The organism is Haloferax sp. Q22 (genome assembly GCF_001482285.1).
In the GTDB taxonomy this organism is placed as follows: domain Archaea; phylum Halobacteriota; class Halobacteria; order Halobacteriales; family Haloferacaceae; genus Haloferax.
Genome location: NZ_LOEP01000042.1, coordinates 1 through 20,981, shown reverse-complemented (window position 1 = coordinate 20,981; position 20,981 = coordinate 1). Strand labels below are relative to the sequence as shown.

Genomic DNA, 20,981 nt, shown 5'->3' with positions numbered 1-20,981 from the left:
CTCGTCGTCGCAATCACCAACTACGAACGTGGAGACAATCCGGGAAGTACCGTGATCACGGTGTGAGAACTCTTCTATGACACCCTCACACCTTCTGTATGTTGTGCGCTGATTCTGTCAGATTCTACATATCCAATCAGGCTAACCTAACCTGACCTGACTTGATTCCTTTCGTCACCACCGAACGTCTCGACTTCTAACTTGAAACTCCGTCAGACGCTCGTCATCGACCCCTCCTCGTCCCTCGTTTTTACTTTCACCTTGCTGTTAACGAGGGTTTATGAGGGTATAGGCGGAACGACTGGGTATGGCAGAAGACGACCTCGAAAGTCTCCCCGGCGTCGGCCCGGCGACAGCCGACAAACTCACCGACACCGGCTACGACAGCTATCAGTCCATCGCAGTCGCCAGCCCCGGCGAGCTATCGAACAAGGCCGACATCGGCTCCAGCACGGCCTCGGACATCATCAACGCGGCCCGCGACGCGGCCGACGTGGGCGGCTTCGAGACCGGTTCGATGGTCCTCGAACGACGCCAGCAGATCGGCAAGCTGAGCTGGCAGATCGACGAAGTGGACGAACTCCTCGGTGGCGGCCTCGAAACGCAGTCCATCACCGAGGTGTACGGCGAGTTCGGTGCCGGGAAGTCCCAGATCACGCACCAACTGGCCGTCAACGTCCAGCTCCCGCCCGAACAGGGTGGTCTCGGCGGCGGGTGTATCTTCATCGACTCCGAAGACACGTTCCGTCCCGAGCGTATCGACGACATGGTCCGCGGCCTCGAAGACGAGGCGCTCGAAGCGACGCTCGAAGACCGCGAAATCGAAGGCTCCGTCGACGACGAAGAGACCATGCAGGCACTCGTCGACGACGTCCTCGACAAGATTCACGTCGCCAAGGCGTTCAACTCCAACCACCAGATTCTCCTCGCCGAGAAGGCCAAGGAACTCGCCGGCGAGCACGAGGACACCGAGTGGCCGGTCCGCCTCCTCTGTGTGGACTCGCTCACCGCCCACTTCCGCGCCGAGTACGTCGGCCGCGGCGAACTCGCAGAACGCCAGCAGAAGCTCAACAAGCACCTCCACGACCTGATGCGCATCGGCGACCTGTTCAACACGGGCATCCTCGTCACCAACCAGGTCGCGTCGAACCCCGACTCCTACTTCGGCGACCCGACCCAGCCCATCGGTGGCAACATCCTCGGCCACACCTCGACGTTCCGCATCTACCTCCGCAAGTCCAAGGGCGACAAGCGTATCGTCCGTCTCGTTGACGCGCCGAACCTCGCCGACGGCGAGGCCATCATGCGCGTGCAGGACGCCGGTCTCAAGCCCGAGTAAGCCAGCGCTCGGCCGCTCGGCCGATTTCACACGACTCCAGTACCCCCGTTCCCCCACACCTCCGTCGCACCCCACATCCTCCCCTTCCCTCGTCGCTCCGAGCGGCCGCGCCGTCGCTTGGTTCTCATAATGTTGGAAATAGCTTGCAATACTATCCCGTCGGCGGCCCACCGTTTAGGTAGGTGAACTCCATGACGAACCGAATCGTAGTTGTTGGCGGTGGCACGGGTGGGACGGTGGTTTCGAACCGTCTCGCCGAGGAACTCGCGTCGGAGATAGACGACGGCGACGTGGAGGTGTCGCTGGTCTCCGACGACACGAAACATGTCTACAAGCCGGTGTTCTTGTACGTCCCGTTCGGAGTCGCGGAGCCGGAAGACGGCGTCCGCGACCTGCGGGACCTCGTCGACGAGCGGGTGAATATCGTCACTAACCGCGTCCGCCGGGTCGACACCGACGAAAAGCGCCTCTACTGTCAGGACGGCGACGAGGTGCTCGACTACGACACGCTCGTCCTCGCGACCGGCGCGAAGCTCGACCCCGACGCGGTTCCCGGCTTCCGGGAGGGCGCACACCACTTCTACAGCGCCGAGGGGGCCGAACGGCTCCGCGACGCGCTCGCGGAGTTCGACGGCGGTCGCCTCGTGTTGAGCGTCGTCGGGACGCCCCACATGTGCCCGGCCGCGCCGCTCGAATTCACGTTCATCGTGGACGACTGGCTCCGGAGCCGGGGTCTGCGCGAGGACACTGACCTCGTCTACACGTACCCGATGGCACGGAGCCACGGGAAGCCCGAGGTCGCCGAGTGGGCCGACCCGATTCTGGCCGAGCGGGGGGTCCGCGTCGAGACCGACTTCGTCGTCGACGCCATCGACCCGGACGGACGGGTCGTCTCGGCGAAGAACGGCGCGGAAGTAGACTACGACCTGCTCGTCGGCATCCCGCCGCACCGCGGGGATGAACTCATCATTGACTCCGGCCTCGGCGACGCCGGCTGGGTCGACGTCGACCAGCGGACCCTCCGCGCGACCGCCGCCGAGGACGTGTACGCCATCGGCGACACGGCGGCGCTGCCCATCCCGAAAGCCGGGAGCGCGGCGCACTTCCAGGCGTTCACGGTCGCGGAGCGAATCGCCGCGGCAGTCCGGGGTCGCACGCCGACGAAGCGGTACGACGGCAAGACCGTCTGTTTCGTCGAGACCGGCCTCGACGAGGCGTCGTTCGTCTCGTTCGACTACGAGACGCCCGCGACGATGCGCCAGCCGTCGAAGCCCATCCACTGGGCCAAACACGCCTACAACGAATCGTACTGGCTGACCGCCAGGGGGATGCTCTGAGGTGAGACCAATGCAGGACCACGAATCAACCACGACGACCGAACAGCCGGTGCCCGACGAACTCGTGCGGGCCATCGAGAACAACCCCGAGGAGGTCGCCCTCCTCGTCGAACGACTCGGTCTCGTCAACGACCTCATCGACGTGCTCGAACTCGGCGTCGACGCGCTCGACGACGAGATGGTCCGGTCGCTCGCCCGGACCGGCACCTCGCTCGCCGAGGTCGCCGACGACGCTTCGGACCCCGACACCGTCGCCGGGATGAAGCGCCTGCTTCGCGCCGTCGGCGACGCGGAGGAGGCGGAGGCGGCGCCCGTGGGCGCGGTCGGTCTCCTGCGCGCCACCCGTGACCCCGAGGTTAAGGCGGGACTCGGCTACCTCGTCGCGCTGGCGGCGGCGCTCGGCGCGGGGACGGAAGCAAAATAGCCTGACTCGCGCTCGGTTCGACGGGTCGACGGTTCGACGGGTTGTCGCGGGCGCTGCCGGCCGAATCCGGCTCAGTCGTCGCCGTCTTCGGTCTTCGTCTGCTCGATTTCTATCTCGCCGTCGTGAATCTTCGCGCCGTCCTGTGCGACCTGTCGCGCGAGGACGGCGCACTTGATGCGCATCGGCGAGATGTCGACGCCGAGCATCTCGGTGATGTCGTCGGTGTCCATCGCTTCCAGTTCCGAGAGCGTCGTGCCCGGCAGTCGCTGGGTGAGCATGCTCGCGGACGCCTGACTGATGGCACAGCCATCGCCGGAGAACGCGACGCGCTCTATGGTCTCGCCGTCGTCGGCGAGCTGCACGTCCATCGTAATCGTATCGCCGCAGGAGGGGTTCTCCCCGGTGTGGGTGAACGTCGGCGATTCCAGCCGACCGTGGTTCCGGGGGTTCTTGTAGTGGTCCATTATCTGCTGACGATACATGTCTGAGCCAATGCCCATTGGTGTTCGTCGGGGCTACGCCCGAGCGCCGTAAAAGGATTCCGGGGCCGGCGAATCGGCCGAATTCACCGCTTACGTCGCGTCGGCCGCCGACGCGTCTTCGGTCGCCACCGCGTCGTACTTCGTCCACTTCTTTTCGACGTCGCGGTTCGCCACGACGACGGTGTCGCCCTCGTCATTCTCGAAGCGCGTCTTGCGGAGTTCGATGGAGCTGACCGTCCCCGTCACCGGGTCCGATTTCACCCGGTCGCCGGGGTTGAAATCGGGGTCCCGAAGCAGGTAGACGCCCGCCACCGTGTCGGCTATCATGTTCGACAGCGCGTAGGAGACGCCCAGCGCGATGAAGCCGGTCGCGGTACCGAGACTCGCGGCAATCTCGGTCATCCCGACGATGTTCAACAGCGCGAGCGCCGCGCCGAACCAGAGGAACACGCCCGCGACGGCGACGCCGAGCTCGACCACGAGGTCCTGTTCTTCGGGGTATAGTCCGTCGAGCACGCCCCGGACGACGAGCAGTATCAGCCTGATGCCGACGTAGGCGAGCGCGAGGAAGACGACCGCGGTGAGCACCTTCGGCGCAGCGTCCTGCACCGCGGTCCCGAACTCCGCGACGGTCTCCCGGAGCGTCTCGACGAGAAAACTGGTCAGCGACTGAAGCATACGCTCCGACGACGTGTCAGCGGAACAAATGTATTGGGGGCGGGATAGTCGCGAAAACGGGAACGCGGCCGTATTCAGGCGAACAGTTCGCGGGCGGTGTCGATAGCGTCGATTAGCGCGTCGACTTCCTCCCGCGTGTTGTAGATGTAGAACGACGCTCGCGTCGAGGCCGCCGCGCCGAGTTTGTCGTGGAGCGGCTGGGTACAGTGGTCACCGGCACGGATGGCGACGCCCTGCTCGTTGAGGATACTGGAGAGGTCGTGGGCGTGGACGCTGTCGAGGTTGAACGCGACGAGGCCGCCGCGGTCGTCGCCCGGCGGGCCGTAAATCTCGATGTCGTCGAACTCCGTGAGACGGTCGTAGGCGTACGCCGCGAGCAGTTCCTCGTGGGCTTGGACGTTCTCCATCCCGATGTCGTCGAGGTAGTCGACGGCCGCGGCGAAGCCGACGCCCTGCGCGATGGGCGGCGTGCCGGCCTCGAACTTCCACGGGAGGTCTTCCCACGTGGAGTCCTCGTAAGTGACGCTCCGAATCATCTCGCCGCCGTAGAGGTACGGCTGCATCTCCTCGAGGATGTCGCGCTTGCCGTAGAGCGCGCCGATGCCGGTCGGGCCGCACATCTTGTGGCCCGAGAAGGCGAAGAAGTCGGCGTCGATGGCCTCCACGTCGACGGGGCGGGTCGGGACCGACTGCGCGCCGTCGACGAAGGCGTAGGCTCCGACCTCGTGGGCCATGTCTGCGAGTTCGGCGACCGGGTTGACGGTTCCGAGGGTGTTCGAGACGTGGACGACCGAGACCATCTTCGTGGAGTCGTCGATGAGTTCCTTCGCGTGCTCCATGTCGAGGCGGCCGTCGTCGTTGACGCGGATGTAGCGCACTTCAGCGCCGGTCTTCTTGGCGATCTGCTGCCACGTGACCAGCGAGGCGTGGTGTTCCATCTCGGTCATGACGACCGAGTCGCCCGGCCCGAGTTCGTTGAGGCCCCACGCGTAGGCGACGAGGTTCATCGACTCGGTGGTGTTCTTCGTGAAGACGACCTCCTCGCGGCCGCCGGACGCGCCGATGAACTCCGCGACGCGGTCGTGGGCGTTCTCGTAGGCGACCGAGGCCTCCTGACTCAGGTGGTGGATGCCGCGGTGGACGTTCGAGTTGTAGCCGTGGTAGTAGTCGACGATGGCGTCGACGACCTGCTCCGGCGTGTGACTCGTCGCGGCGTTGTCGAGGTAGACGAGCGGCGTGTCGTCGTCGTCGTGCTCACCCGGCGTCGAGATGTCGCCGCCGACCTTCCGCTGGAGGATGGGGAAATCCGCGCGGATGGCGTCGACGTCGACGGGGTACGACTCCTGCACTCTCATTGGGTATGGGTTACCCCCGTAGGCACAACACGTCTTCGGTCCGCACGCGGTGCTGCAACCTATTTTGGTTTCGTCAGCCGGCAACAGTGGCCGGTGGCGGTGACGCGACAGCGACCGCGACGGCGACGAGACGACAGCGACCGCGACGCGACGGGGACGTGTCGGCTCCCCACCCAAACGAATCAAGTAGCTCACGTCCGTTTACCAGCTAATGTCGAACGCCACCTCTTCCTCGCTTGCGTTTTCGAGCCTCGACGCGCTCCCGACGCAGCTCGCGATTCTGGACGAGGACGGCGTCATCGTCTACACGAATCGCGCGTGGCGGGAGTTCGGCAACGAAAACGGCTACCAGGGCGACAGCAGCTCGGTCGGCATGAACTACCTCGGCGTCTGCGACCTCAGCACCACCGACGACGCGACGATGGCCAGCGAGGGTATCCGCGCCGTCATCGACGGCGAGCGAGACGAGTTCTCCTTCGAGTACCCCTGCGAAACGCCCGACGAGCGCCTCTGGTTCACGATGCGCGCGACTCGCTTCACCGACGACGGCGAGACGTACGTCCAGATCGCGCACCTCGACATCACCGACCGGAAGCGCGCGGAACTGGAGGCCGAAGAGAAGGCCGAACGCCTCCAGAACCTCGCGCGGATGCTCTCGCACGACCTCCGCAACCCGCTTTCGGTCGCCGTGGGCTACGTCGAATCGCTCCTCGACGAGGCGGTCGACGCCGACGGACTCGAACAGGTCGCGGGCGCGCTCGACCGGATGGACGACATCATCACCGACGCCCTGGTGTTGGCCCGTCACGACACGGTCGAGGAACTCTCGACCGTCGACCTCGAAACGCGCGCGGCGGCCGCGTGGGAGCACGTCGAGACCGGCTCGGCCGAGCTCGTCGTCGCCGATTCGTTCGAGTTCCGGGCGGACCCGAACCTACTGGGACACGTGTTCGAGAACCTGTTTCGGAATTCGGTGGAGCACGGCGCGAGCGACGACGGCCTGACCGTCACGGTCGGTGTGCTCGGCGGCGACGGCGACGCTCCGGGGTTCTACGTCGAGGACGACGGCGTCGGCATCCCCGCGGAGACGCGCGACGAGGTGTTCGAGGCCGGCTACTCCACGGGCGAGGAGGGGACGGGTCTCGGTCTGTCAATCGTCGCGCAGGCCGTTCACGCACACAACTGGGACATCGCCGCCACCGAATCCGGGGACGGCGGCGCTCGCTTCGAGGTGACGGGCGTCGAGCGGTCGGCGTAGTGGCCAGAGGTCCGGAAAAATAGCTTTCGACGGCGGCTCAGCGGAGCCAGAGCAGTTGCGCGTGGAGCGTGCCGCCGACTTCGAGGACGGTCTCTTCGTCCACGAGGCCGGCGTCGATGGCCACCGAGACGGACTCCTCGCCGACGATGTTGGCGACGGTCGCGCGGGTGAGGCTGTCCACAACGGCGTCTTCGTCGGCGGTCTCGGCCTCGTCGCCGCCGTAGAAGTCCTCCGTCACGTCCAGCGAGACGCCGTCGTCGGTGTAGGTCTCGCCGATGCAGTCGGGGTCGCAGACCGAGACGAGGAGCCCCTCGGGGGTCTCCCGCTCGCGGAGGAGCATCCTAGTACTCCTCGACGAGCTCCGCTTCGGCCTGCTCGCGGAGGTCGTCGGCCTGCTGCTGGGCCTGTTCTGCTTCCTCGTCGCGGCCGAGTTCCTCGAGCGCGCGCGCCTTCTCCTCGTGGACGCCGGGCGTTCGCATTCCGAGGCGAATTGCGTTGTCGAAGGCGTTGACGGCGTCCTCGTTGAGGCCGCGCTCGTGGAGGAAGAAGCCGCGGTTGTACCACGCCTGCGGGAAGCGCGGGTCGAGTTCGACAGCGCGCTCCGCGTGGTCGAGCGCGTCGGCCGTCTGGCCGGCCTCCCACAGCGCGTACGCGAGATTGGTGTGGGCCGTCGCGGCGTGCTCGCTGTCGTCGTCGAGTTTGAGCGCCTCTCGGTAGGAGCCGATGGCCTCGTCCCACTCTTCGAGTTGGCCGTGCGCCGCGCCCTTGTTGACCCACGCCTCCTGGGCGATGTCCTCGTCGTCGCCGGCGAACCGAGCGACGCGCTCGAACGCCCCCGTGGCCTCCTCGAAGCGGTTTATCTGCATGTACGAGAGCGCCACGTCGAGCAGTTTCTCGATGTCGACGTCCTCGGGGTCGATGTTCCGCTGGTCGAGGATGTCGGTCAGGACACGCGAGTCGACCGGGTCGACCTTCGTCGGGTCCACCGAGAGTTCGGGCGGGTCGAGCGAGAAGTCGGAGTAGTCCTCGTCGAACCCCTGCCCCTCTGAGAAGCGGTGGGGTCGCTTGCCGTCGTCGGTCATATAGCCGCGCTTGGGCGTCACGGCGGTTAAACGCTGCGTCAGCGGGACGACACCGACCGCTTTTTAGCCTCCCGCGGGCGAGCGTCTGCGAATGTCCGCGCCCCCGACGACGGTCGTGTCGTTCGTCCGGCACGCCCACTCCCCGTACGTTCCCGACGCCGAGCGAACCCGCGGGCTCTCTCGCCGTGGCCGCCGCGACGCCGCGCGCGTCACCGCCCGCCTGGCCGACCTCGCGGACGTGGTCGCTACCAGCCCCCACGAGCGCGCCCGCGCCACGGTCGAGGGCGTCGCCGACGCGGCGGACGCCCCGCTCATCGTCGACGAAGACCTCAGAGAGCGCGAACTCGCGGGGTCGCACGTCGACGACTTCGAACAGGCCGTCGAACACCTCTGGGCGAACCCGAACGCGTCGCATCCCGGCGGCGAGTCCCACGCCGAGGCGCAGGCCCGCGGCGTCGCCGCCGTGGACCGACTCGTCGAGGCCTACCCCGACCGCCACGTCGTCGTCGGCACCCACGGCACGCTCATGGCGCTCGTGTTCAACGCGTACGACCCGCGCTACGGCCACGAGTTCTGGTCGGGCCTGACGATGCCCGACGTGTACGAGGTGACGTTCGTGGACGGCGAGGCGTTCAGCATCGCCCGGACGTGGACGCCCGATGAGGACGACCGCGCGGGCGACGCCAACCGCGACCCGGCGGAACGTTAACGTCCGATTCGAGTCAACTAGCTGCCATGCGTTGCTTTCTCGCCGTCGACCTCCCAGACTCGCTCGCGGCGGGCGTCGCCGCGGTACAGGACCGGCTTTCGGACGCTGACGGGCTTCGATTCACGGACCCCGAGGGCGCGCACGTCACTCTGAAGTTCCTCGGTGAGGTGTCGCCGGACCGCGTCGCCGAGGTGGAAGACGCGGTCGAGTCGGCCGTCGACGATGCGGGGGTCGGCCCCTTCGACGCCTCAGTCGGCGGACTCGGCGTCTTCCCTTCGCTGGACTACATTCGAGTCGTCTGGGTCGGCGTCGACGACGGCGCGGCCGAGTTGACGCGACTACACGAAGCTATCGAGCGCGAGACGACGGCAATCGGCTTCGACCCCGAAGAACACGACTTCACGCCGCACGTCACGCTCGCCCGCATGGACGACGCCCGCGGGAAGGACCTCGTGCGGCGCGCCGTCGAGGGCGAGTCGCCGACGGTCGGGTCGTTTCGAGTGCGCGAGGTTCGGCTGAAGAAGAGCGAACTCGGTCTCGACGGCCCCGAGTACGAGACGGTGACGCGGTTCTCGCTGTGAGGCGCGTCAGTCGTCGGTCGGTCGCCGCCCGCGACGGCGGTCAACGATACGCCGGAGTTCGCCCCGAATCACCTCGCGTTTGAACAGCAGGAAGCCCGCGAAGATGAGCGCGAAACCGGCGACGGTTGCGCGCGTCGGCACGCGCCCGAGGACGGTCCAGTCGGCGAGGGCGGCGAAAAGCGGGATGACGTACTCGAGCAGGCTCACCTCGATCGGGCCGACCCGGTCGAGGAGCCAGAAGTACAGCAGGAAGCCGCCCGCGCCGGCGACGACCGCGAGGTAGCCGGTGGCGACGAGCGTCGTCTGGGTCCACGCCGCGTCGGCGGCGGACTCCCACGGCAGGGCGACGCTCGTGACGTGGAGCGTCACCGCGCCGACGAGCATCATCCACGCCTGCACGGAGAGCAGCGACATCTCCGTCTCGCTGTCGTGGGTCAGTACCGCGCCGAGGGCGAAGGCGATGGCTGACCCGAACACGAGCACCGCGCCGACGAGATTCGACGACAGTAGATTTCCGGGGTCCGGGTTGGCGATGACGACGAGGCCGAGAAAGCCGAGGACGAGCCCGACGATTCGGTGCGCCGAGAGTCGCTCGTGGGTAGCCGTCAGGCGGGTGAGCGTCGGCGTTGCGAGCGGGATGATGCCGAGGAGGACCGAGGCCACGGAGCCGGGGACGTACACCTGCCCCGAAAACAGGAGGGCGTGGTGCGCGCCGATGCTGAACGCGCCGCCGGCGAGAATCGGCCGCCACTCGTCGCGGACGGCGGGAATGACCCGGTCGCCGCGGGCGACGGCGACGGCGAACAACAGGAGCGCGGCCACGTCGAAGCGGACCGCGCCGAGGAACGCCGGCGGGACGGTCCGGAGGGCGATGTCGGTGGCGAGGAAGGCGCTCCCCCAGACGGCGGAGAGCGCGAGGAAGGCGACGGCGGTTCTGGCCCGACTCATTCGCCTCGGCTTTCGCGCCGACGGTACTGAATGAGTCGGTTCGGTCGCCCGTCCGCGCCGTCGCCCCCGGGAGAACACCGGGTTCTCGCCGATTCGGGCGTGCGGACGCCCCTCACACGCCTGAAACGCGAAGGAACAAGATTTTATGCGGAGGATGGAAAGTACAGCCCACTATGGGTAAGAAGTCGAAGTCTAAGAAGAAGCGTCTGGCGAAGCTCGAGCGCCAGAACAGTCGTGTCCCCGCGTGGGTCATGCTCAAGACGGACATGGAAGTCACGCGAAACCCCAAGCGTCGCAACTGGCGGCGAAGCAACACGGACGAGTAAGCAATGAGCGCAAACGACTTCGAGGAGCGCGTCGTCACCGTCCCGCTCCGAGACGTGCAGGCGGTTCCGGCACACGAACGCGCGGGCCGCTCGATGACGCTCATCCGCGAGCACCTCGCGAAGCACTTCAAGGTCGACGCCGAGAACGTGCGTCTCGACACGCAGATCAACGAGGACATCTGGGCGCACGGTCGGCAGAGCCCGCCGAGCAAGTTCCGCGTCCGCGCCGCGCGTTTCGACGAGGACGGCGAGTCGGTCGTCGAAGCCGAACCGGCCGAGTAAACGGTGCTTCGCGCCTCCTTCGCCGGTTCGTCCTACATCGGCGTCTTCGCTCGCGCGACCGACGACGCGCTGTTGGTCCGCCCGGACGCCGAGGACTCGCTCGCCGAGCAGATGGCCGAAGAACTCGACGTGCCGCTGGTCAAGACGACCGTCGGCGGGTCGGGCACGGTCGGTGCGTTAGCGACGGGTAACGAGAACGGACTTCTCGTGTCGAGCCGCGCGACGTCCCGCGAGAAGGAGGCCCTCACCGACGCCGTGGACCTCCCGGTCTACGAGCTTCCCGGTCGCATCAACGCCGCCGGCAACGTCGTTCTCGCGAACGACTACGGCGCGTACGTCCACGCGGACCTCTCCGACGAGGCCGTCTCGGCCGTCGAGGAGGCCCTCGAGGTCCCCGTCGAACGCGGCGACCTCGCCGACGTTCGAACCGTCGGGATGGCGGCCGTCGCCAACAACCGCGGCGTCCTCTGCCATCCGAAGTCGCGCGAACCCGAACTCGAAGCGCTCGAAGCGCTCCTCGACGTTCGCGCCGACATCGGCACCATCAACTACGGTGGACCGCTCGTCGGCTCCGGTCTCGTTGCCAACGAGGAAGGGTACATCGTCGGCGAGGACACGACCGGCCCCGAACTGGGTCGCATCGAAGACGCCCTCGACTACATCGACTGAGGGCCTCGCGTCCCCCCGTTTCTCGCTTCAGTTTCGCTCCGAGTAGGAAGACCTTTCCCGCTCGCCACCCGACCGACGTGCATGAGCCAGTTCATTATCGCGGGCAGCTTCACGAGCCGTGGCGTCGTCCACGAGTTCACGAAGACTGTGGAAGCACCGAACGAGAACGTCGCACAGGAACGCGCCTTTTCGCTCATCGGGAGCGAGCACGGAATCAAGCGCACGAAGGTCGAGCTCAACGAGGTGTCCGCAGCATGATGGGTGGCGGTCAGCAGCAACTTCAGCAGCTCTCCCAGGAACTGCAGGCCCTCGACGAGGAAATCGAATCCCTCGAAGGCGAGGTTTCGGACCTGAACGACGAGAAAGACGAGATCGACGAGGCTGTCGAGGCCATCGAGACGCTCGAGACGGGCTCGACGGTGCAGGTCCCCCTCGGCGGCGACGCGTATCTCCGCGCCGAAGTCCAGGACATCGACGAGATCGTTGTCTCTCTCGGCGCGAGCTACGCCGCCGAACAGGAACAGAGCACGGCCATCGAGACCCTGCGACGCAAGCAGGACGCGCTCGACGAGGAAATCGCGAGCATCCGCGGCCAGATCGAAGAGCTCGAAGAGGAGAGCGACGAGATCGAAGAGCAGGCGATGCAGGCCCAACAGCAGATGCAGCAACAGCAGATGCAGCAGATGCAGCAGATGCAGGGCGAGGGCGGCGACGGCGACGACGAGTAAGGTAACCCCCACCTCCTACTATTCAGATGTTCGACGGACTGAAGAAGAAACTCAACCGCTTCCGTAACGACGTTGAAGAGACCGCCGAAGAGAAGGCCGAAGCGGCGGCCGACGAGGCCGAGACCGAGGCCGACGCGGAAGCGGAATCAGCACCAGCAGACGCGGCGGTCGAACCCGAGGCGTCCGAACCTTCCGACGCCGACTCCGTCGGCGACGCGGACGCTGATTCCGAAGCCGACGCGGTCGACGACGTTCCTGCGGACGCCGAGCCGGCGACCGACGCGGACACCGCGCCCGAACAGGCCGCGGCGACCGCGGAGGGAGAACCCGAACCCGAACCGGCGACGGCGGCGGTTGACGAGCAGATGGCCGACGAGCCGGCGGCCGATGCGGACGAACCCGAGCCCGCGCCCGACGAGGCAGAGCCGCGCGAGTCGCTCGCCTCCGACGCCGCGAAAGCGGCGCTGGCGGAGGAAGACGACGACTCGTCCGGGCCGGGCCGACTCCGCCGCGCCGCCGCGTTCGCCACGGGGAAAGTCGTCATCGAGGAAGAAGACCTCGAAGACCCCCTCTGGGAACTTGAGATGGCGCTCCTCCAGAGCGACGTCGAGATGCAGGTCGCAGAGGAGATTCTCGAGACCATCCGCGAGAAGCTCATCGGCGAGACGCGAAAGCAGGTCCAGAGTACGGGACAACTCGTCTCCGAGGCGCTCCACGACGCGCTCTACGAGGTCATCAGCGTCGGGCAGTTCGACTTCGACCAGCGCATCGCCGAGGCCGACAAGCCGGTCACGCTCATCTTCACCGGCATCAACGGCGTCGGGAAGACGACGACCATCGCCAAACTCGCGAAGTACTTCGAGAAGCAGGGCTACTCGACGGTGCTCGCCAACGGCGACACCTACCGCGCCGGCGCGAACGAGCAGATCCGCGAGCACGCGGAGGCGCTCGGCAAGAAGCTCATCGCCCACGAGCAGGGCGGTGACCCGGCGGCCGTCATCTACGACGGCGTCGAGTACGCCGAGGCACACGACATCGACATCGTCCTCGGCGATACGGCGGGTCGGCTCCACACTTCCAACGACCTGATGGCGCAGTTGGAGAAGATAGACCGCGTCGTCGGCCCGGACCTCACCCTCTTCGTGGACGAGGCCGTCGCCGGACAGGACGCGGTCGAACGCGCCCGACAGTTCAACGACGCGGCCGCCATCGACGGCGCGATTCTGACGAAGGCCGACGCCGACTCCAACGGCGGCGCGGCCATCTCAATCGCGTACGTGACGGGCAAGCCAATCCTGTTCCTCGGCGTGGGACAGGGCTACGACCACATCGAGAAGTTCGACCCCGAACAGATGGTCGAGCGCCTGCTCGGCGAAGACGAGTAATCGTAGTCGGTCCGTCGTTCCGTTCTTTCGGACGCCTCACTCCAGTACGAGCACGACTCCGAGCAGCAGCATCGTCCCCGCGCCGACGTAGTTCAGCGCGCTCGCGACCCGCGTCTCCGCGAGCCTCGACCCGAGTCGGTTCGCGCCGAGCGCGACGACCGAGAGGTACAGCGCCGTGAGGACGGCGTAGGTCGCGCCCAGACTCGCCATCCGTATCCCGGTTCCCGCGCCCTGTCCGGCGAAGCCGGGGAGGAACGCGAGGAAGAACAGCGCGACTTTCGGGTTGAGCGCGTTGACGAGGACACCCCGACGAAAACTCCCCCCGGCGTCGGTCTCGACCGTGGGGTCGAACTCGTCGTTCCGGAGGGCGGTGACGCCGAGGTACACGAGGTACGCCGCACCGACGTACTTGAGCGCCGCGGCGGCCTCGGGGACGGTTCGAAAGAGCGCCGCCGCGCCGACCGTCGCGAGGAGCGTGTGAAAGAGGACGCCCGTGGCGATGCCGAACGCCGACTGGACGCCCGACCCGCGACCGTCGAGGCCGCGGGCGAGGACGTACATCGTGTCGGGGCCGGGCGCGAGGATGAGCGCGACCGCCGCCCCGCAGAACGCGAGATAGGTCGCGGCATCGAGGCCGAACGCGAGCGTCGTCATCGCCCGAGCCTACGATTCGTCGCGGGAAGTAGCTCAGGGGTTCGCGCCGGGGTTCGACGCCGAGTCCGGACTGGGCCCCGATTCGGGACTCGGAACCACCTGATTGCGGAGCGTCGGCGTTTCGCCGTCCGGCGCAGACGCCAGTCGCTCGACGTTCTCCGCGAGGATGTCGGCGACCCGCGTCCAGTAGTGCGGCGTGTGACCGGAGACGTGCGGGGTGATGTAGACGTTCTCGAAGCCCCAAAGCGGGTGGTCTTCGGGTAATGGCTCCGGGTCGGTCACGTCGAGCGCGGCGGCGCGAAGTCGGTTGCTTCGGAGGTGCGAGACGAGGGCGTCGGTGTCGACGATGCCGCCGCGCGCGACGTTGACGAGGACGGCGTGTTCGGGGAGCGCGCTCAGCGCCCGCCGGTCGATGAGGTCGCGCGTCTCGTCGGTCAGCGGGCACGCGACCACGAGGAAGTCGGTGCGGACGAGCGCCGATTCGAGGTCGTCGAAGCCGACCACCTCGTCGGTCGGGCCTCCCTTCTCCGGCGTGTAGCGGACGCCGATGGTCTCGACGCCGAACGCGTCGAGTCGCTCGACGACCGCCTGTCCGATGGCACCGAGGCCGACCACGGTGGCCGTCGAGCCGTGCAACTCGCCGTACGACTGGAAGTGTCGCCACTCGCGGCGTCGCTGGCGGCGGATTCCCTCGTCGAGTCGGCGGGTAATCATGAGCAGGGAGCCGAGGACGTGTTCGGCGATGTTGGGGCCGTGGACACCGGAGGCGTTGGTGACGAGGACGCCGCGCTCGCGGAGTGCTTCCAGCGGGAGATGGTCGTAGCCGGCGGCCGCGCCGGCGAACAGTCGGAGGTCGTCGGCGGCGTCGAGCACGTCCTCGGGGAGCGACGTGCCGGTGATGACGGTCGCGTCGCGGGCGGCGTCGAGCGTCTCGGCGGTCGTCTTCGGGTGGCGGACGGTCGCGTCGGGCAGGCGCTCGCGGAGGGCGTCGGCGTACTCAGACGCCGGGATACCGTGCGTGGGGCGGTCGAGGACGAGAATCGCGGTCATCGAGTGCGCTGTCGGGGGCCGAACCGATAGGTGTTGGCCCCGAACGCGACGGATAAAGCCTTTACCGACGCGACGGCGTAGGAAGGGACAATGGTACTCGACAATCTCGGGAGTTCCCTCCGCGGCAGTCTGGATAAACTGCGTGGGAAGTCCCGCCTCGACGAGGACGACGTTCAGGAGATCGTCAAGGAGATTCAGCGCTCCTTGCTCTCCGCCGACGTCGACGTCAGCCTCGTCATGGACCTCTCGGACTCTATCAAGACCCGCGCGCTGGAAGAAGAGCCGCCGGGCGGCACGAGCGCGCGCGACCACGTCCTGAAAATCGTCTACGAGGAACTCGTCGAACTCATCGGCGAGTCGACGGAGATTCCGCTCGAATCGCAGACGATCATGCTCGCCGGCCTGCAGGGGTCGGGGAAGACGACCACCTCCGCCAAGATGGCGTGGTGGTTCTCGAAGAAGGGACTTCGCCCCGCGGTCATCCAGACCGACACCTTCCGCCCCGGCGCGTACGACCAGGCGAAGCAGATGTGTGAGCGCGCCGAGGTCGACTTCTACGGTGACCCCGACTGCGACGACCCGGTCCAAATCGCCCGCGAGGGCCTCGAAGCGACCGAGGACGCCGACGTGCACATCGTCGACACGGCCGGTCGCCACGCGCTCGAAGACGACCTCATCGACGAAATCGAGGAGATAGAGGGCGTCGTCCAGCCTGACCTGAACCTACTCGTCCTCGACGCGGCAATCGGGCAAGGGGCGAAAGAACAGGCTCAGCAGTTCGACGAATCCATCGGCATCGGCGGCGTCGTCATCACCAAGCTCGACGGGACGGCGAAGGGTGGCGGCGCGCTGACCGCCGTCAACGAGACCGACTCGTCTATCGCCTTCCTCGGCATGGGCGAGACGGTTCAGGACATCGAACGCTTCGAACCGAACGGCTTCATCTCTCGTCTGCTCGGGATGGGCGACCTGAAACAGCTCTCCGAGCGCGTCGAACGCGCCATGTCCGAGACCCAGGCCGAAGACGAGGACTGGGACCCCGAGGAGATGATGAAGGGGAACTTCACCCTCAAGGACATGCAAAAGCAGATGGAGGCGATGGACAAGATGGGCCCGCTCGACCAGGTGCTCGACATGATTCCGGGCTTCGGCGGCGGCATCAAAGACCAGCTTCCGGACGACGCGATGGACGTGACGAAAGACCGGATGCGCGCGTTCGAGGTCATCATGGACTCGATGACCGAAGAGGAACTGGAGAACCCGCGAAAGGTCGGCGCGTCCCGCGTCAAGCGCATCGCACAGGGGTCGGGACAAGACGAGGAGACGATACAGGAACTGCTCGAACAGCACCGCATGATGGAACAGACCATCAAGCAGTTCCAGAACATGGGCGACGGCGACATGCAGCGGATGATGAAGAAGCTCCAGAACCAGGGCGGCGGCGGTGGCGGCATGGGCGGTCTCGGCGGCATGGGGCCGTTCTAACCCCGCATTCCATTCGATTCTCGGTTCTCTGCGGTTCTGATTCCACGATTCCGCGACCGCGCGGTTCTCGCGGCTCGCCGGGATACCGCCGACTTTTAACGCTCCGGGCCGTCGCACCCCACAATGACCGTGCGAGACGTGGCGGTCGAGGCCTACAAGGAAGCCTTGCCCGCGCTCGCGGCCAGCCTCGTCGGCGGTCTCATCGCCGGTGTCGTCCTCGGCGGGATGCGGGCCGAACTCCGGGCCGTGCCGGGGCTTCTCGTGCTCGTCCCCGCGCTCTTGGCGACCCGCGGCAACGTCTACGGCTCGCTCGGCGCTCGCATCGCCACCGCGCTCCACCAGGGGCTCATCGAACCCCGCGTCACCGGCGGCGACGAGCGACTCCGGGCCGCCGCGACGGCCGCGCTCGCCAACGGCGTGCTCACGAGCACGTTCGCCGCCGTCGTGGCGTACTTCCTCCTCACGTTTCTCGGCAGTCGGGTCGCGCCGCTCCCGATTCTCGTCGGCGTCGCCATTATCGCCGGCCTGCTCTCTGGCATCGTCCTGACCGTCGTCGTCGTCAGCGTCGTCTTCGCGGGCTACCGCCGCGGCCGCAACCCGGACACTATCGTCGGGCCGGTCGTGACGACCACCGGCGACGTGTTCGGCATCCTCTTTTTACTCATCGCCGTCAGAACCGTCCTCGCCGTCGCGGGGGTGTTCTGAGTGCCGACGGAGTGGACCGTCCGCGCCATCACGCGGGCGATGCTCCCGGTGCTGCTCGTGCTCACGCTCGTCGAACTCGGGAGCGGCCTCGTTCTCGGGAGTTTCGAGGCGCAACTGCTCCGCTACCCGTCGATGCTCGTGCTCGTCCCCGTCACCATCGGGACCGCGGGGAACCTCGGGAGCGTCCTCGCGGCGCGACTGTCCACATCGTTCCACCTCGGGACGCTCTCGTTTTCGCCCCGCGACGACGAACTCGCGGGCAACGCCGTCGCCACGGTCGCCCTCGCGGTGACGGTCTTCCCCGTCATCGGCGCGGGCGCGTGGGTCGCCACCCTCCTCGTCTCCGGTGACACGTCGCTGGGCCTGCAGAAGGTCGTCCTCATCGCGTTGTCCAGCGGGATTTCGCTGGCCGTCCTCGCGGTCGCCGTGACGTTCTCGGCGACCTACGTCGCCTATCGGTTCGGCCTCGACCCCGACGACGTGGTCATCCCCGTCGTCACCAACGTCTGCGACGTGCTGGGCGTCGTCGTCCTGTTCGGGGTGGCGCAGGTGCTCGTCTGACCCGACGTTCGAACCGTCTCTCGTCTCCCGCCTCGCGCCGACCGACGCCGATTAGTTCGCTCGGCACCGACCGTCGGTCGTGCAGCCGTCGGCCGTCCTCCCGGTGCTGTTCGAGGTGCTCCCGCGAGTCGCGCGCATCGCCGCCTACATCGCCGTGGGCGTCTTCGCCGCGAACCTCGTCGTCGCCTTCGGCCTCGTCGAGCGCATCGCCGGCCTCTCGCGGTATCTGACGAGTCCAGCGAACCTCCCGGACGAGGTGGGGACGGCCATCGTCACCACCGCCGCCTCGACGACGGCGGGCTACGGGATGCTCGCGGAGTTCCGCGAGTCGGGCGTCCTCGACGACCGAGCGACCCTCGTCGCCGTTACCATCAACACGTTCTTCGGCTTCGTCCAGCACATCTTCACGTTCTACTGGCCGGTGCTCATCCCCATCCTCGGCCGCGAGGTCGGCTTCATGTACGTCGGCGCGCGGGCGGCCATCGCGCTCGCAATCACCGCGACCGGCGTCGTCGCCGGCGCGGTGCTCCTCTCGGACCGAAACACGACGCCGGTCGCGGTCGCCGAGACCGACGGCTCGGGCGGCGCGGTCGATGCGGTCGATTCGGATGACGACGCGGGCGACTCCAGCGACGCGGCCGACACCGACGACTCACTCCGCGAAATGGTCGAAGACGCGGCCCAGAGCACGTGGAAGAAACTGCGGCGCATCGTCCCGCGACTCGCCGTCGTCTACGTGGCTGTCACGCTCCTCCTGCGGACGACCGACCTCGAGTCGTTCGCGGCGCTCGCCAGTCCGCTGACGAACCTCGTCGGCCTGCCGGGCGCGGCCGTCCCCGTCGTCGTCGCCTTCGCGTTCGACACGACGACCGGTGCGGCGACCATCGCACCGGCCATCGGCGAGACGTTCACGCCGAAACAGGCCGTGGCGACGATGCTCATCGGCGGCATCATCTCCTTTGCCGTCTCGACGTTCAAGCGGTCGATCCCCTTCCAGTACGGCATCTGGGGCCCCGAGTTTGGCTCGAAGGTCATCGCCGTCAACACGGGGCTAAAAATCGTCTTCATCGCCGTCGCGGTGGCGCTGCTGGTCACCTGAGTAGACGAGAAAACGCCGTCTCAGTCTCGGTTTCGGCTCCCTTTAGCGGTCGTTCGGGTCGACCGGTCGCCCGTCTTCGGTCGGCGGCGCGATGTAGTCGATGACCTCGTCGACGGAGGGATCGCGGACGGTCACGTGGACCTCGATGTCGCCGAGTTCGTCGGGGTTGCCGACGGAGAAGTTGACGACGCCCTTGAACGCGGCCTGTTTTTTCAGCGCGAACGAAAAGCCGTCGTCGTCGCGGCGCTTCGCGAACTCGCGGCGGGCGGTGTCGAGGATGGCCTGCTCGTGGAGGCGCTCGGAGAAGCGCTCCAGTTCGTGAGTCTCCCCGACGAGCGTTCCGGGTTCGTGGTCGAGTTCGACGCCGGGGAAGATGTTCTCGACGGCGTCGCCGACGCGGTCGGTGACCTCAGTGTCGCGGACGGGGACCTCGATGCGAACGTCGACGCTGTAAATCATGCTCACGCGTCGGCCTCCGCGACCGCCTCGGGCCCCTCTTCGAACAGTTTCGTGATAGTCTCGCGGTATTCCGCCAGCGTGCCGGTGTTCTGAATGACCACGTCGGCGCGGTCCATCGCGTCGCCCATCCCGAAGTCGAGTTCGCGGCGCTCGCGCTTTTTGAGCGCCTCCACGTCGGTGTCGCTGTCGTCGCGGTCGCGGTCGAGCAGGCGCTCGGCGCGCGTCTCGAACGGCGCTTCGACGCTCACGAGGACGAACTCGTCGCCGAACGCCTCCCGAAAGCGGTCGAGTTCGACGCCCGACCGGAGGCCGTCGACGAGCACCACGTCGTTCGATTCGAGGTAGTCTTCGACCATCGGCAGGGACCGCGCGGCGATGGCGGCGTCGCCCTCCTCCTCGCGGAGCGCGGTCGCTATCTTCCCGTGGTCCGTCGCGGGGTCGAGGCCGCGCTTGCGACACTCCTCGCGGATGACATCGCCCATCGTCACGACGGGCACGCCCGCTTCGCGGGCCACCTCGGCGAGTTCGCCCTTGCCGCTTCCCGGCAGGCCGACCGTCCCGATGACTCTCATAGCCGGTGTTACCGCGTTGGCGCTGTTAAAGCCTCCCTTCACGTCGCTTCGGGTGGCGGGTTTCGCCGCTCTCTCGTCGCCGACATGTCTCACTTTTTCACCCCGCTGCTTTTCGCCTCGCCCCGCGTACTACGCGTATGTCTCAGCGTTCGTTCGTCGTCCGCGCCATCTGGTTCGTCTTCGTCGGATGGTGGGCGACGCCCGCCGTCGTCAACGTCGCGTGGTTCCTGAACGCGACCGTCATCGGCATCCCGCTCGGCGTCGCGCTCATCAATCTCGTGCCGACGGTGCTCTCGTTGAAGGAGCCGAAATCGCGGCTCGAACCCGACTCGTCTCGGGGCCAGCGGTCAATCATCGTCCGCGCCGTCTACTTCGTGTTCGTCGGCTGGTGGCTGAGCTGGGTCTGGGCGAACGTGGCGGTGCTGTTCACGCTCACCATCGTCGGCCTCCCCGTCGGCATCTGGATGCTCAACCGGCTCCCGGCGGTCACGTCGCTGTATCGGTTCGACGGGTAGAACCCGATTCGTTTTTCTTGCAGGGCCGGTTTGTGGGCATCGAGGGCGCGTAGCTCAGTCGGACAGAGCGTCGGACTTCTAATCCGATGGTCGCGGGTTCGAATCCCGTCGCGCTCGCTCGGCCGAAGGCCTCGCTCGCGCGACGGACATCGCAAACGCTTCGCGTTTGCTCAATCCCGTCGCGCTCTTTCGGTTGTGGTAAGTCGGCGAGCGACAGCGAGGCGTGTCGGAACGCCACGCGCGGGATTCGAATCAAGGAGCAACTTGTTGCGACTGGGGTTCGAATCCCGTCGCGCTC

General features: G+C 67.0%; 27 protein-coding genes and 1 tRNA gene. 18 read left to right on the top strand and 10 right to left on the bottom strand.

Features of this window, described 5'->3' with window-relative positions; genetic code table 11:
* The first annotated feature begins 307 nt into the window (after positions 1 to 307).
* The 3 genes from radA to AM590_RS18295 all read left to right on the top strand — a co-directional run bounded on the left by radA (position 308) and on the right by AM590_RS18295 (position 3,100).
* A complete protein-coding gene (gene radA / locus AM590_RS18305) occupies positions 308 to 1,339 on the top strand; it encodes a DNA repair and recombination protein RadA (protein WP_058828727.1) in 1,032 nt (343 codons plus the stop codon).
* 191 nt (positions 1,340 to 1,530) lie between these two features.
* Positions 1,531 to 2,676: an NAD(P)/FAD-dependent oxidoreductase gene (locus AM590_RS18300; RefSeq protein WP_058828729.1), complete on the top strand. Its 1,146-nt coding sequence runs from the start codon at positions 1,531 to 1,533 to the stop codon at positions 2,674 to 2,676.
* 10 nt (positions 2,677 to 2,686) lie between these two features.
* Entirely contained in the window at positions 2,687 to 3,100 is a 414-nt protein-coding gene (locus tag AM590_RS18295) for a DUF1641 domain-containing protein (RefSeq protein WP_058828726.1), read from the top strand.
* A gap of 71 nt (positions 3,101 to 3,171) precedes the next feature.
* Here the strand turns inward: AM590_RS18295 and sufU are convergent, their stop codons facing one another.
* The 3 genes from sufU to sufS form a co-directional block, all read right to left on the bottom strand.
* A complete protein-coding gene (sufU, locus tag AM590_RS18290) occupies positions 3,172 to 3,600 on the bottom strand; it encodes a Fe-S cluster assembly sulfur transfer protein SufU (RefSeq protein ID WP_004968864.1) in 429 nt (142 codons plus the stop codon).
* Positions 3,601 to 3,672: 72 nt separating this feature from the next.
* Positions 3,673 to 4,260: a mechanosensitive ion channel domain-containing protein gene (locus tag AM590_RS18285; RefSeq protein ID WP_058828725.1), complete on the bottom strand. Its 588-nt coding sequence runs from the start codon at positions 4,258 to 4,260 to the stop codon at positions 3,673 to 3,675.
* 74 nt (positions 4,261 to 4,334) lie between these two features.
* Positions 4,335 to 5,609, bottom strand: a complete 1,275-nt coding sequence (gene sufS, locus AM590_RS18280) for a bifunctional cysteine desulfurase/selenocysteine lyase SufS (protein ID WP_253246262.1) — start codon at positions 5,607 to 5,609, stop codon at positions 4,335 to 4,337.
* Between the two features lie 217 nt (positions 5,610 to 5,826).
* Between sufS and AM590_RS18275 the strand changes: the two genes are divergently transcribed.
* The gene (locus tag AM590_RS18275) at positions 5,827 to 6,873 is read left to right on the top strand and encodes a PAS domain-containing sensor histidine kinase (RefSeq protein WP_058828723.1); all 1,047 of its coding nucleotides are present in this window, start codon (positions 5,827 to 5,829) and stop codon (positions 6,871 to 6,873) included.
* Positions 6,874 to 6,910: 37 nt separating this feature from the next.
* Here the strand turns inward: AM590_RS18275 and AM590_RS18270 are convergent, their stop codons facing one another.
* Both AM590_RS18270 and AM590_RS18265 read right to left on the bottom strand, forming a co-directional pair.
* Positions 6,911 to 7,213, bottom strand: coding sequence for a DUF424 domain-containing protein (locus AM590_RS18270; RefSeq protein WP_004968868.1), 303 nt, complete (start codon positions 7,211 to 7,213; stop codon positions 6,911 to 6,913).
* A 1-nt stretch (position 7,214) separates the two neighbouring features.
* The gene (locus AM590_RS18265) at positions 7,215 to 7,955 is read right to left on the bottom strand and encodes a tetratricopeptide repeat protein (RefSeq protein ID WP_058828722.1); all 741 of its coding nucleotides are present in this window, start codon (positions 7,953 to 7,955) and stop codon (positions 7,215 to 7,217) included.
* A gap of 91 nt (positions 7,956 to 8,046) precedes the next feature.
* Here AM590_RS18265 and AM590_RS18260 point away from each other — a divergent pair, with 91 nt between their 5' ends.
* Positions 8,047 to 8,664, top strand: a complete 618-nt coding sequence (locus tag AM590_RS18260) for a histidine phosphatase family protein (protein ID WP_058828721.1) — start codon at positions 8,047 to 8,049, stop codon at positions 8,662 to 8,664.
* Positions 8,665 to 8,690: 26 nt separating this feature from the next.
* Entirely contained in the window at positions 8,691 to 9,245 is a 555-nt protein-coding gene (gene thpR, locus AM590_RS18255; RefSeq protein ID WP_058828720.1) for an RNA 2',3'-cyclic phosphodiesterase, read from the top strand.
* A 6-nt stretch (positions 9,246 to 9,251) separates the two neighbouring features.
* Here the strand turns inward: thpR and AM590_RS18250 are convergent, their stop codons facing one another.
* Positions 9,252 to 10,193, bottom strand: coding sequence for a DMT family transporter (locus tag AM590_RS18250; RefSeq protein WP_058828719.1), 942 nt, complete (start codon positions 10,191 to 10,193; stop codon positions 9,252 to 9,254).
* A gap of 173 nt (positions 10,194 to 10,366) precedes the next feature.
* Between AM590_RS18250 and AM590_RS18245 the strand changes: the two genes are divergently transcribed.
* The 6 genes from AM590_RS18245 to ftsY all read left to right on the top strand — a co-directional run bounded on the left by AM590_RS18245 (position 10,367) and on the right by ftsY (position 13,583).
* Complete coding sequence (locus tag AM590_RS18245; protein ID WP_004045214.1) at positions 10,367 to 10,519, top strand: 50S ribosomal protein L39e; 153 nt, start codon at positions 10,367 to 10,369, stop codon at positions 10,517 to 10,519.
* A gap of 3 nt (positions 10,520 to 10,522) precedes the next feature.
* Positions 10,523 to 10,801, top strand: a complete 279-nt coding sequence (locus AM590_RS18240; protein ID WP_004045216.1) for a 50S ribosomal protein L31e — start codon at positions 10,523 to 10,525, stop codon at positions 10,799 to 10,801.
* A gap of 3 nt (positions 10,802 to 10,804) precedes the next feature.
* Entirely contained in the window at positions 10,805 to 11,470 is a 666-nt protein-coding gene (locus AM590_RS18235; protein ID WP_058828718.1) for a translation initiation factor IF-6, read from the top strand.
* A gap of 81 nt (positions 11,471 to 11,551) precedes the next feature.
* Positions 11,552 to 11,728 (top strand): 50S ribosomal protein L18Ae, encoded by a 177-nt coding sequence (gene rpl18a, locus AM590_RS18230; RefSeq protein ID WP_004973929.1) that lies wholly within the window; start codon positions 11,552 to 11,554, stop codon positions 11,726 to 11,728.
* On the top strand, positions 11,728 to 12,198 hold the full coding sequence (gene pfdA, locus AM590_RS18225) for a prefoldin subunit alpha (RefSeq protein WP_058828717.1): 471 nt from the start codon (positions 11,728 to 11,730) through the stop codon (positions 12,196 to 12,198). Before rpl18a ends, pfdA begins: the two co-directional genes overlap by 1 nt.
* Before the next feature lie 26 nt (positions 12,199 to 12,224).
* Complete coding sequence (ftsY, locus tag AM590_RS18220) at positions 12,225 to 13,583, top strand: signal recognition particle-docking protein FtsY (RefSeq protein WP_058828716.1); 1,359 nt, start codon at positions 12,225 to 12,227, stop codon at positions 13,581 to 13,583.
* A 36-nt stretch (positions 13,584 to 13,619) separates the two neighbouring features.
* On the opposite strand, the gene AM590_RS18215 is transcribed toward ftsY, so the two are convergent.
* On the bottom strand, positions 13,620 to 14,237 hold the full coding sequence (locus AM590_RS18215; protein WP_058828715.1) for a LysE family translocator: 618 nt from the start codon (positions 14,235 to 14,237) through the stop codon (positions 13,620 to 13,622).
* A gap of 33 nt (positions 14,238 to 14,270) precedes the next feature.
* Positions 14,271 to 15,287: a D-2-hydroxyacid dehydrogenase gene (locus AM590_RS18210; RefSeq protein WP_058828714.1), complete on the bottom strand. Its 1,017-nt coding sequence runs from the start codon at positions 15,285 to 15,287 to the stop codon at positions 14,271 to 14,273.
* A 90-nt stretch (positions 15,288 to 15,377) separates the two neighbouring features.
* On the opposite strand from AM590_RS18210, the gene AM590_RS18205 reads away from it, so the two are divergent.
* The 4 genes from AM590_RS18205 (at position 15,378) to AM590_RS18190 (ending at position 19,137) form a co-directional block, all read left to right on the top strand.
* Positions 15,378 to 16,772, top strand: coding sequence for a signal recognition particle protein Srp54 (locus tag AM590_RS18205; protein ID WP_058828713.1), 1,395 nt, complete (start codon positions 15,378 to 15,380; stop codon positions 16,770 to 16,772).
* 123 nt (positions 16,773 to 16,895) lie between these two features.
* Entirely contained in the window at positions 16,896 to 17,477 is a 582-nt protein-coding gene (locus tag AM590_RS18200; RefSeq protein ID WP_058828712.1) for a magnesium transporter, read from the top strand.
* Positions 17,478 to 18,038 carry a magnesium transporter gene (locus AM590_RS18195; RefSeq protein ID WP_058828711.1) on the top strand — a complete coding sequence of 187 codons (561 nt, stop codon included), beginning with the start codon at positions 17,478 to 17,480 and terminating at the stop codon, positions 18,036 to 18,038. It abuts the gene before it with no gap.
* Between the two features lie 79 nt (positions 18,039 to 18,117).
* Complete coding sequence (locus AM590_RS18190; RefSeq protein WP_058828710.1) at positions 18,118 to 19,137, top strand: hypothetical protein; 1,020 nt, start codon at positions 18,118 to 18,120, stop codon at positions 19,135 to 19,137.
* A 42-nt stretch (positions 19,138 to 19,179) separates the two neighbouring features.
* Here AM590_RS18190 and AM590_RS18185 read toward each other — a convergent pair whose 3' ends face one another.
* Positions 19,180 to 19,596: an RNA-binding domain-containing protein gene (locus AM590_RS18185; RefSeq protein ID WP_058828728.1), complete on the bottom strand. Its 417-nt coding sequence runs from the start codon at positions 19,594 to 19,596 to the stop codon at positions 19,180 to 19,182.
* Positions 19,597 to 19,598: 2 nt separating this feature from the next.
* Positions 19,599 to 20,168: an AAA family ATPase gene (locus AM590_RS18180; RefSeq protein ID WP_058828709.1), complete on the bottom strand. Its 570-nt coding sequence runs from the start codon at positions 20,166 to 20,168 to the stop codon at positions 19,599 to 19,601.
* A 137-nt stretch (positions 20,169 to 20,305) separates the two neighbouring features.
* Here AM590_RS18180 and AM590_RS18175 point away from each other — a divergent pair, with 137 nt between their 5' ends.
* Positions 20,306 to 20,683 carry a YccF domain-containing protein gene (locus AM590_RS18175; RefSeq protein ID WP_058568370.1) on the top strand — a complete coding sequence of 126 codons (378 nt, stop codon included), beginning with the start codon at positions 20,306 to 20,308 and terminating at the stop codon, positions 20,681 to 20,683.
* Between the two features lie 43 nt (positions 20,684 to 20,726).
* Positions 20,727 to 20,800: transfer RNA gene (locus tag AM590_RS18170), tRNA-Arg, on the top strand.
* The last annotated feature ends 181 nt before the right edge of the window (positions 20,801 to 20,981 follow it).

Excerpts from the sequence above, each read along its gene's own strand:
- AM590_RS18240 (WP_004045216.1), top strand. The coding sequence starts at position 10,523 with ATGAGCGCAAACGACTTCGAGGAGCGCGTCGTCACCGTCCCGCTCCGA.
- AM590_RS18250 (WP_058828719.1), bottom strand. The coding sequence starts at position 10,193 with ATGAGTCGGGCCAGAACCGCCGTCGCCTTCCTCGCGCTCTCCGCCGTC.
- AM590_RS18300 (WP_058828729.1), top strand. The coding sequence starts at position 1,531 with ATGACGAACCGAATCGTAGTTGTTGGCGGTGGCACGGGTGGGACGGTG.
- AM590_RS18245 (WP_004045214.1), top strand. The coding sequence starts at position 10,367 with ATGGGTAAGAAGTCGAAGTCTAAGAAGAAGCGTCTGGCGAAGCTCGAG.
- AM590_RS18275 (WP_058828723.1), top strand. The coding sequence starts at position 5,827 with ATGTCGAACGCCACCTCTTCCTCGCTTGCGTTTTCGAGCCTCGACGCG.
- AM590_RS18285 (WP_058828725.1), bottom strand. The coding sequence starts at position 4,260 with ATGCTTCAGTCGCTGACCAGTTTTCTCGTCGAGACGCTCCGGGAGACC.
- AM590_RS18200 (WP_058828712.1), top strand. The coding sequence starts at position 16,896 with ATGACCGTGCGAGACGTGGCGGTCGAGGCCTACAAGGAAGCCTTGCCC.
- AM590_RS18185 (WP_058828728.1), bottom strand. The coding sequence starts at position 19,596 with ATGATTTACAGCGTCGACGTTCGCATCGAGGTCCCCGTCCGCGACACT.
- AM590_RS18295 (WP_058828726.1), top strand. The coding sequence starts at position 2,687 with ATGCAGGACCACGAATCAACCACGACGACCGAACAGCCGGTGCCCGAC.
- AM590_RS18175 (WP_058568370.1), top strand. The coding sequence starts at position 20,306 with ATGTCTCAGCGTTCGTTCGTCGTCCGCGCCATCTGGTTCGTCTTCGTC.
- AM590_RS18210 (WP_058828714.1), bottom strand. The coding sequence starts at position 15,287 with ATGACCGCGATTCTCGTCCTCGACCGCCCCACGCACGGTATCCCGGCG.
- sufU (WP_004968864.1), bottom strand. The coding sequence starts at position 3,600 with ATGGGCATTGGCTCAGACATGTATCGTCAGCAGATAATGGACCACTAC.
- AM590_RS18205 (WP_058828713.1), top strand. The coding sequence starts at position 15,378 with ATGGTACTCGACAATCTCGGGAGTTCCCTCCGCGGCAGTCTGGATAAA.
- AM590_RS18265 (WP_058828722.1), bottom strand. The coding sequence starts at position 7,955 with ATGACCGACGACGGCAAGCGACCCCACCGCTTCTCAGAGGGGCAGGGG.
- thpR (WP_058828720.1), top strand. The coding sequence starts at position 8,691 with ATGCGTTGCTTTCTCGCCGTCGACCTCCCAGACTCGCTCGCGGCGGGC.
- rpl18a (WP_004973929.1), top strand. The coding sequence starts at position 11,552 with ATGAGCCAGTTCATTATCGCGGGCAGCTTCACGAGCCGTGGCGTCGTC.
- pfdA (WP_058828717.1), top strand. The coding sequence starts at position 11,728 with ATGGGTGGCGGTCAGCAGCAACTTCAGCAGCTCTCCCAGGAACTGCAG.
- radA (WP_058828727.1), top strand. The coding sequence starts at position 308 with ATGGCAGAAGACGACCTCGAAAGTCTCCCCGGCGTCGGCCCGGCGACA.
- ftsY (WP_058828716.1), top strand. The coding sequence starts at position 12,225 with ATGTTCGACGGACTGAAGAAGAAACTCAACCGCTTCCGTAACGACGTT.
- AM590_RS18270 (WP_004968868.1), bottom strand. The coding sequence starts at position 7,213 with ATGCTCCTCCGCGAGCGGGAGACCCCCGAGGGGCTCCTCGTCTCGGTC.
- AM590_RS18215 (WP_058828715.1), bottom strand. The coding sequence starts at position 14,237 with ATGACGACGCTCGCGTTCGGCCTCGATGCCGCGACCTATCTCGCGTTC.
- AM590_RS18260 (WP_058828721.1), top strand. The coding sequence starts at position 8,047 with ATGTCCGCGCCCCCGACGACGGTCGTGTCGTTCGTCCGGCACGCCCAC.
- AM590_RS18180 (WP_058828709.1), bottom strand. The coding sequence starts at position 20,168 with ATGAGAGTCATCGGGACGGTCGGCCTGCCGGGAAGCGGCAAGGGCGAA.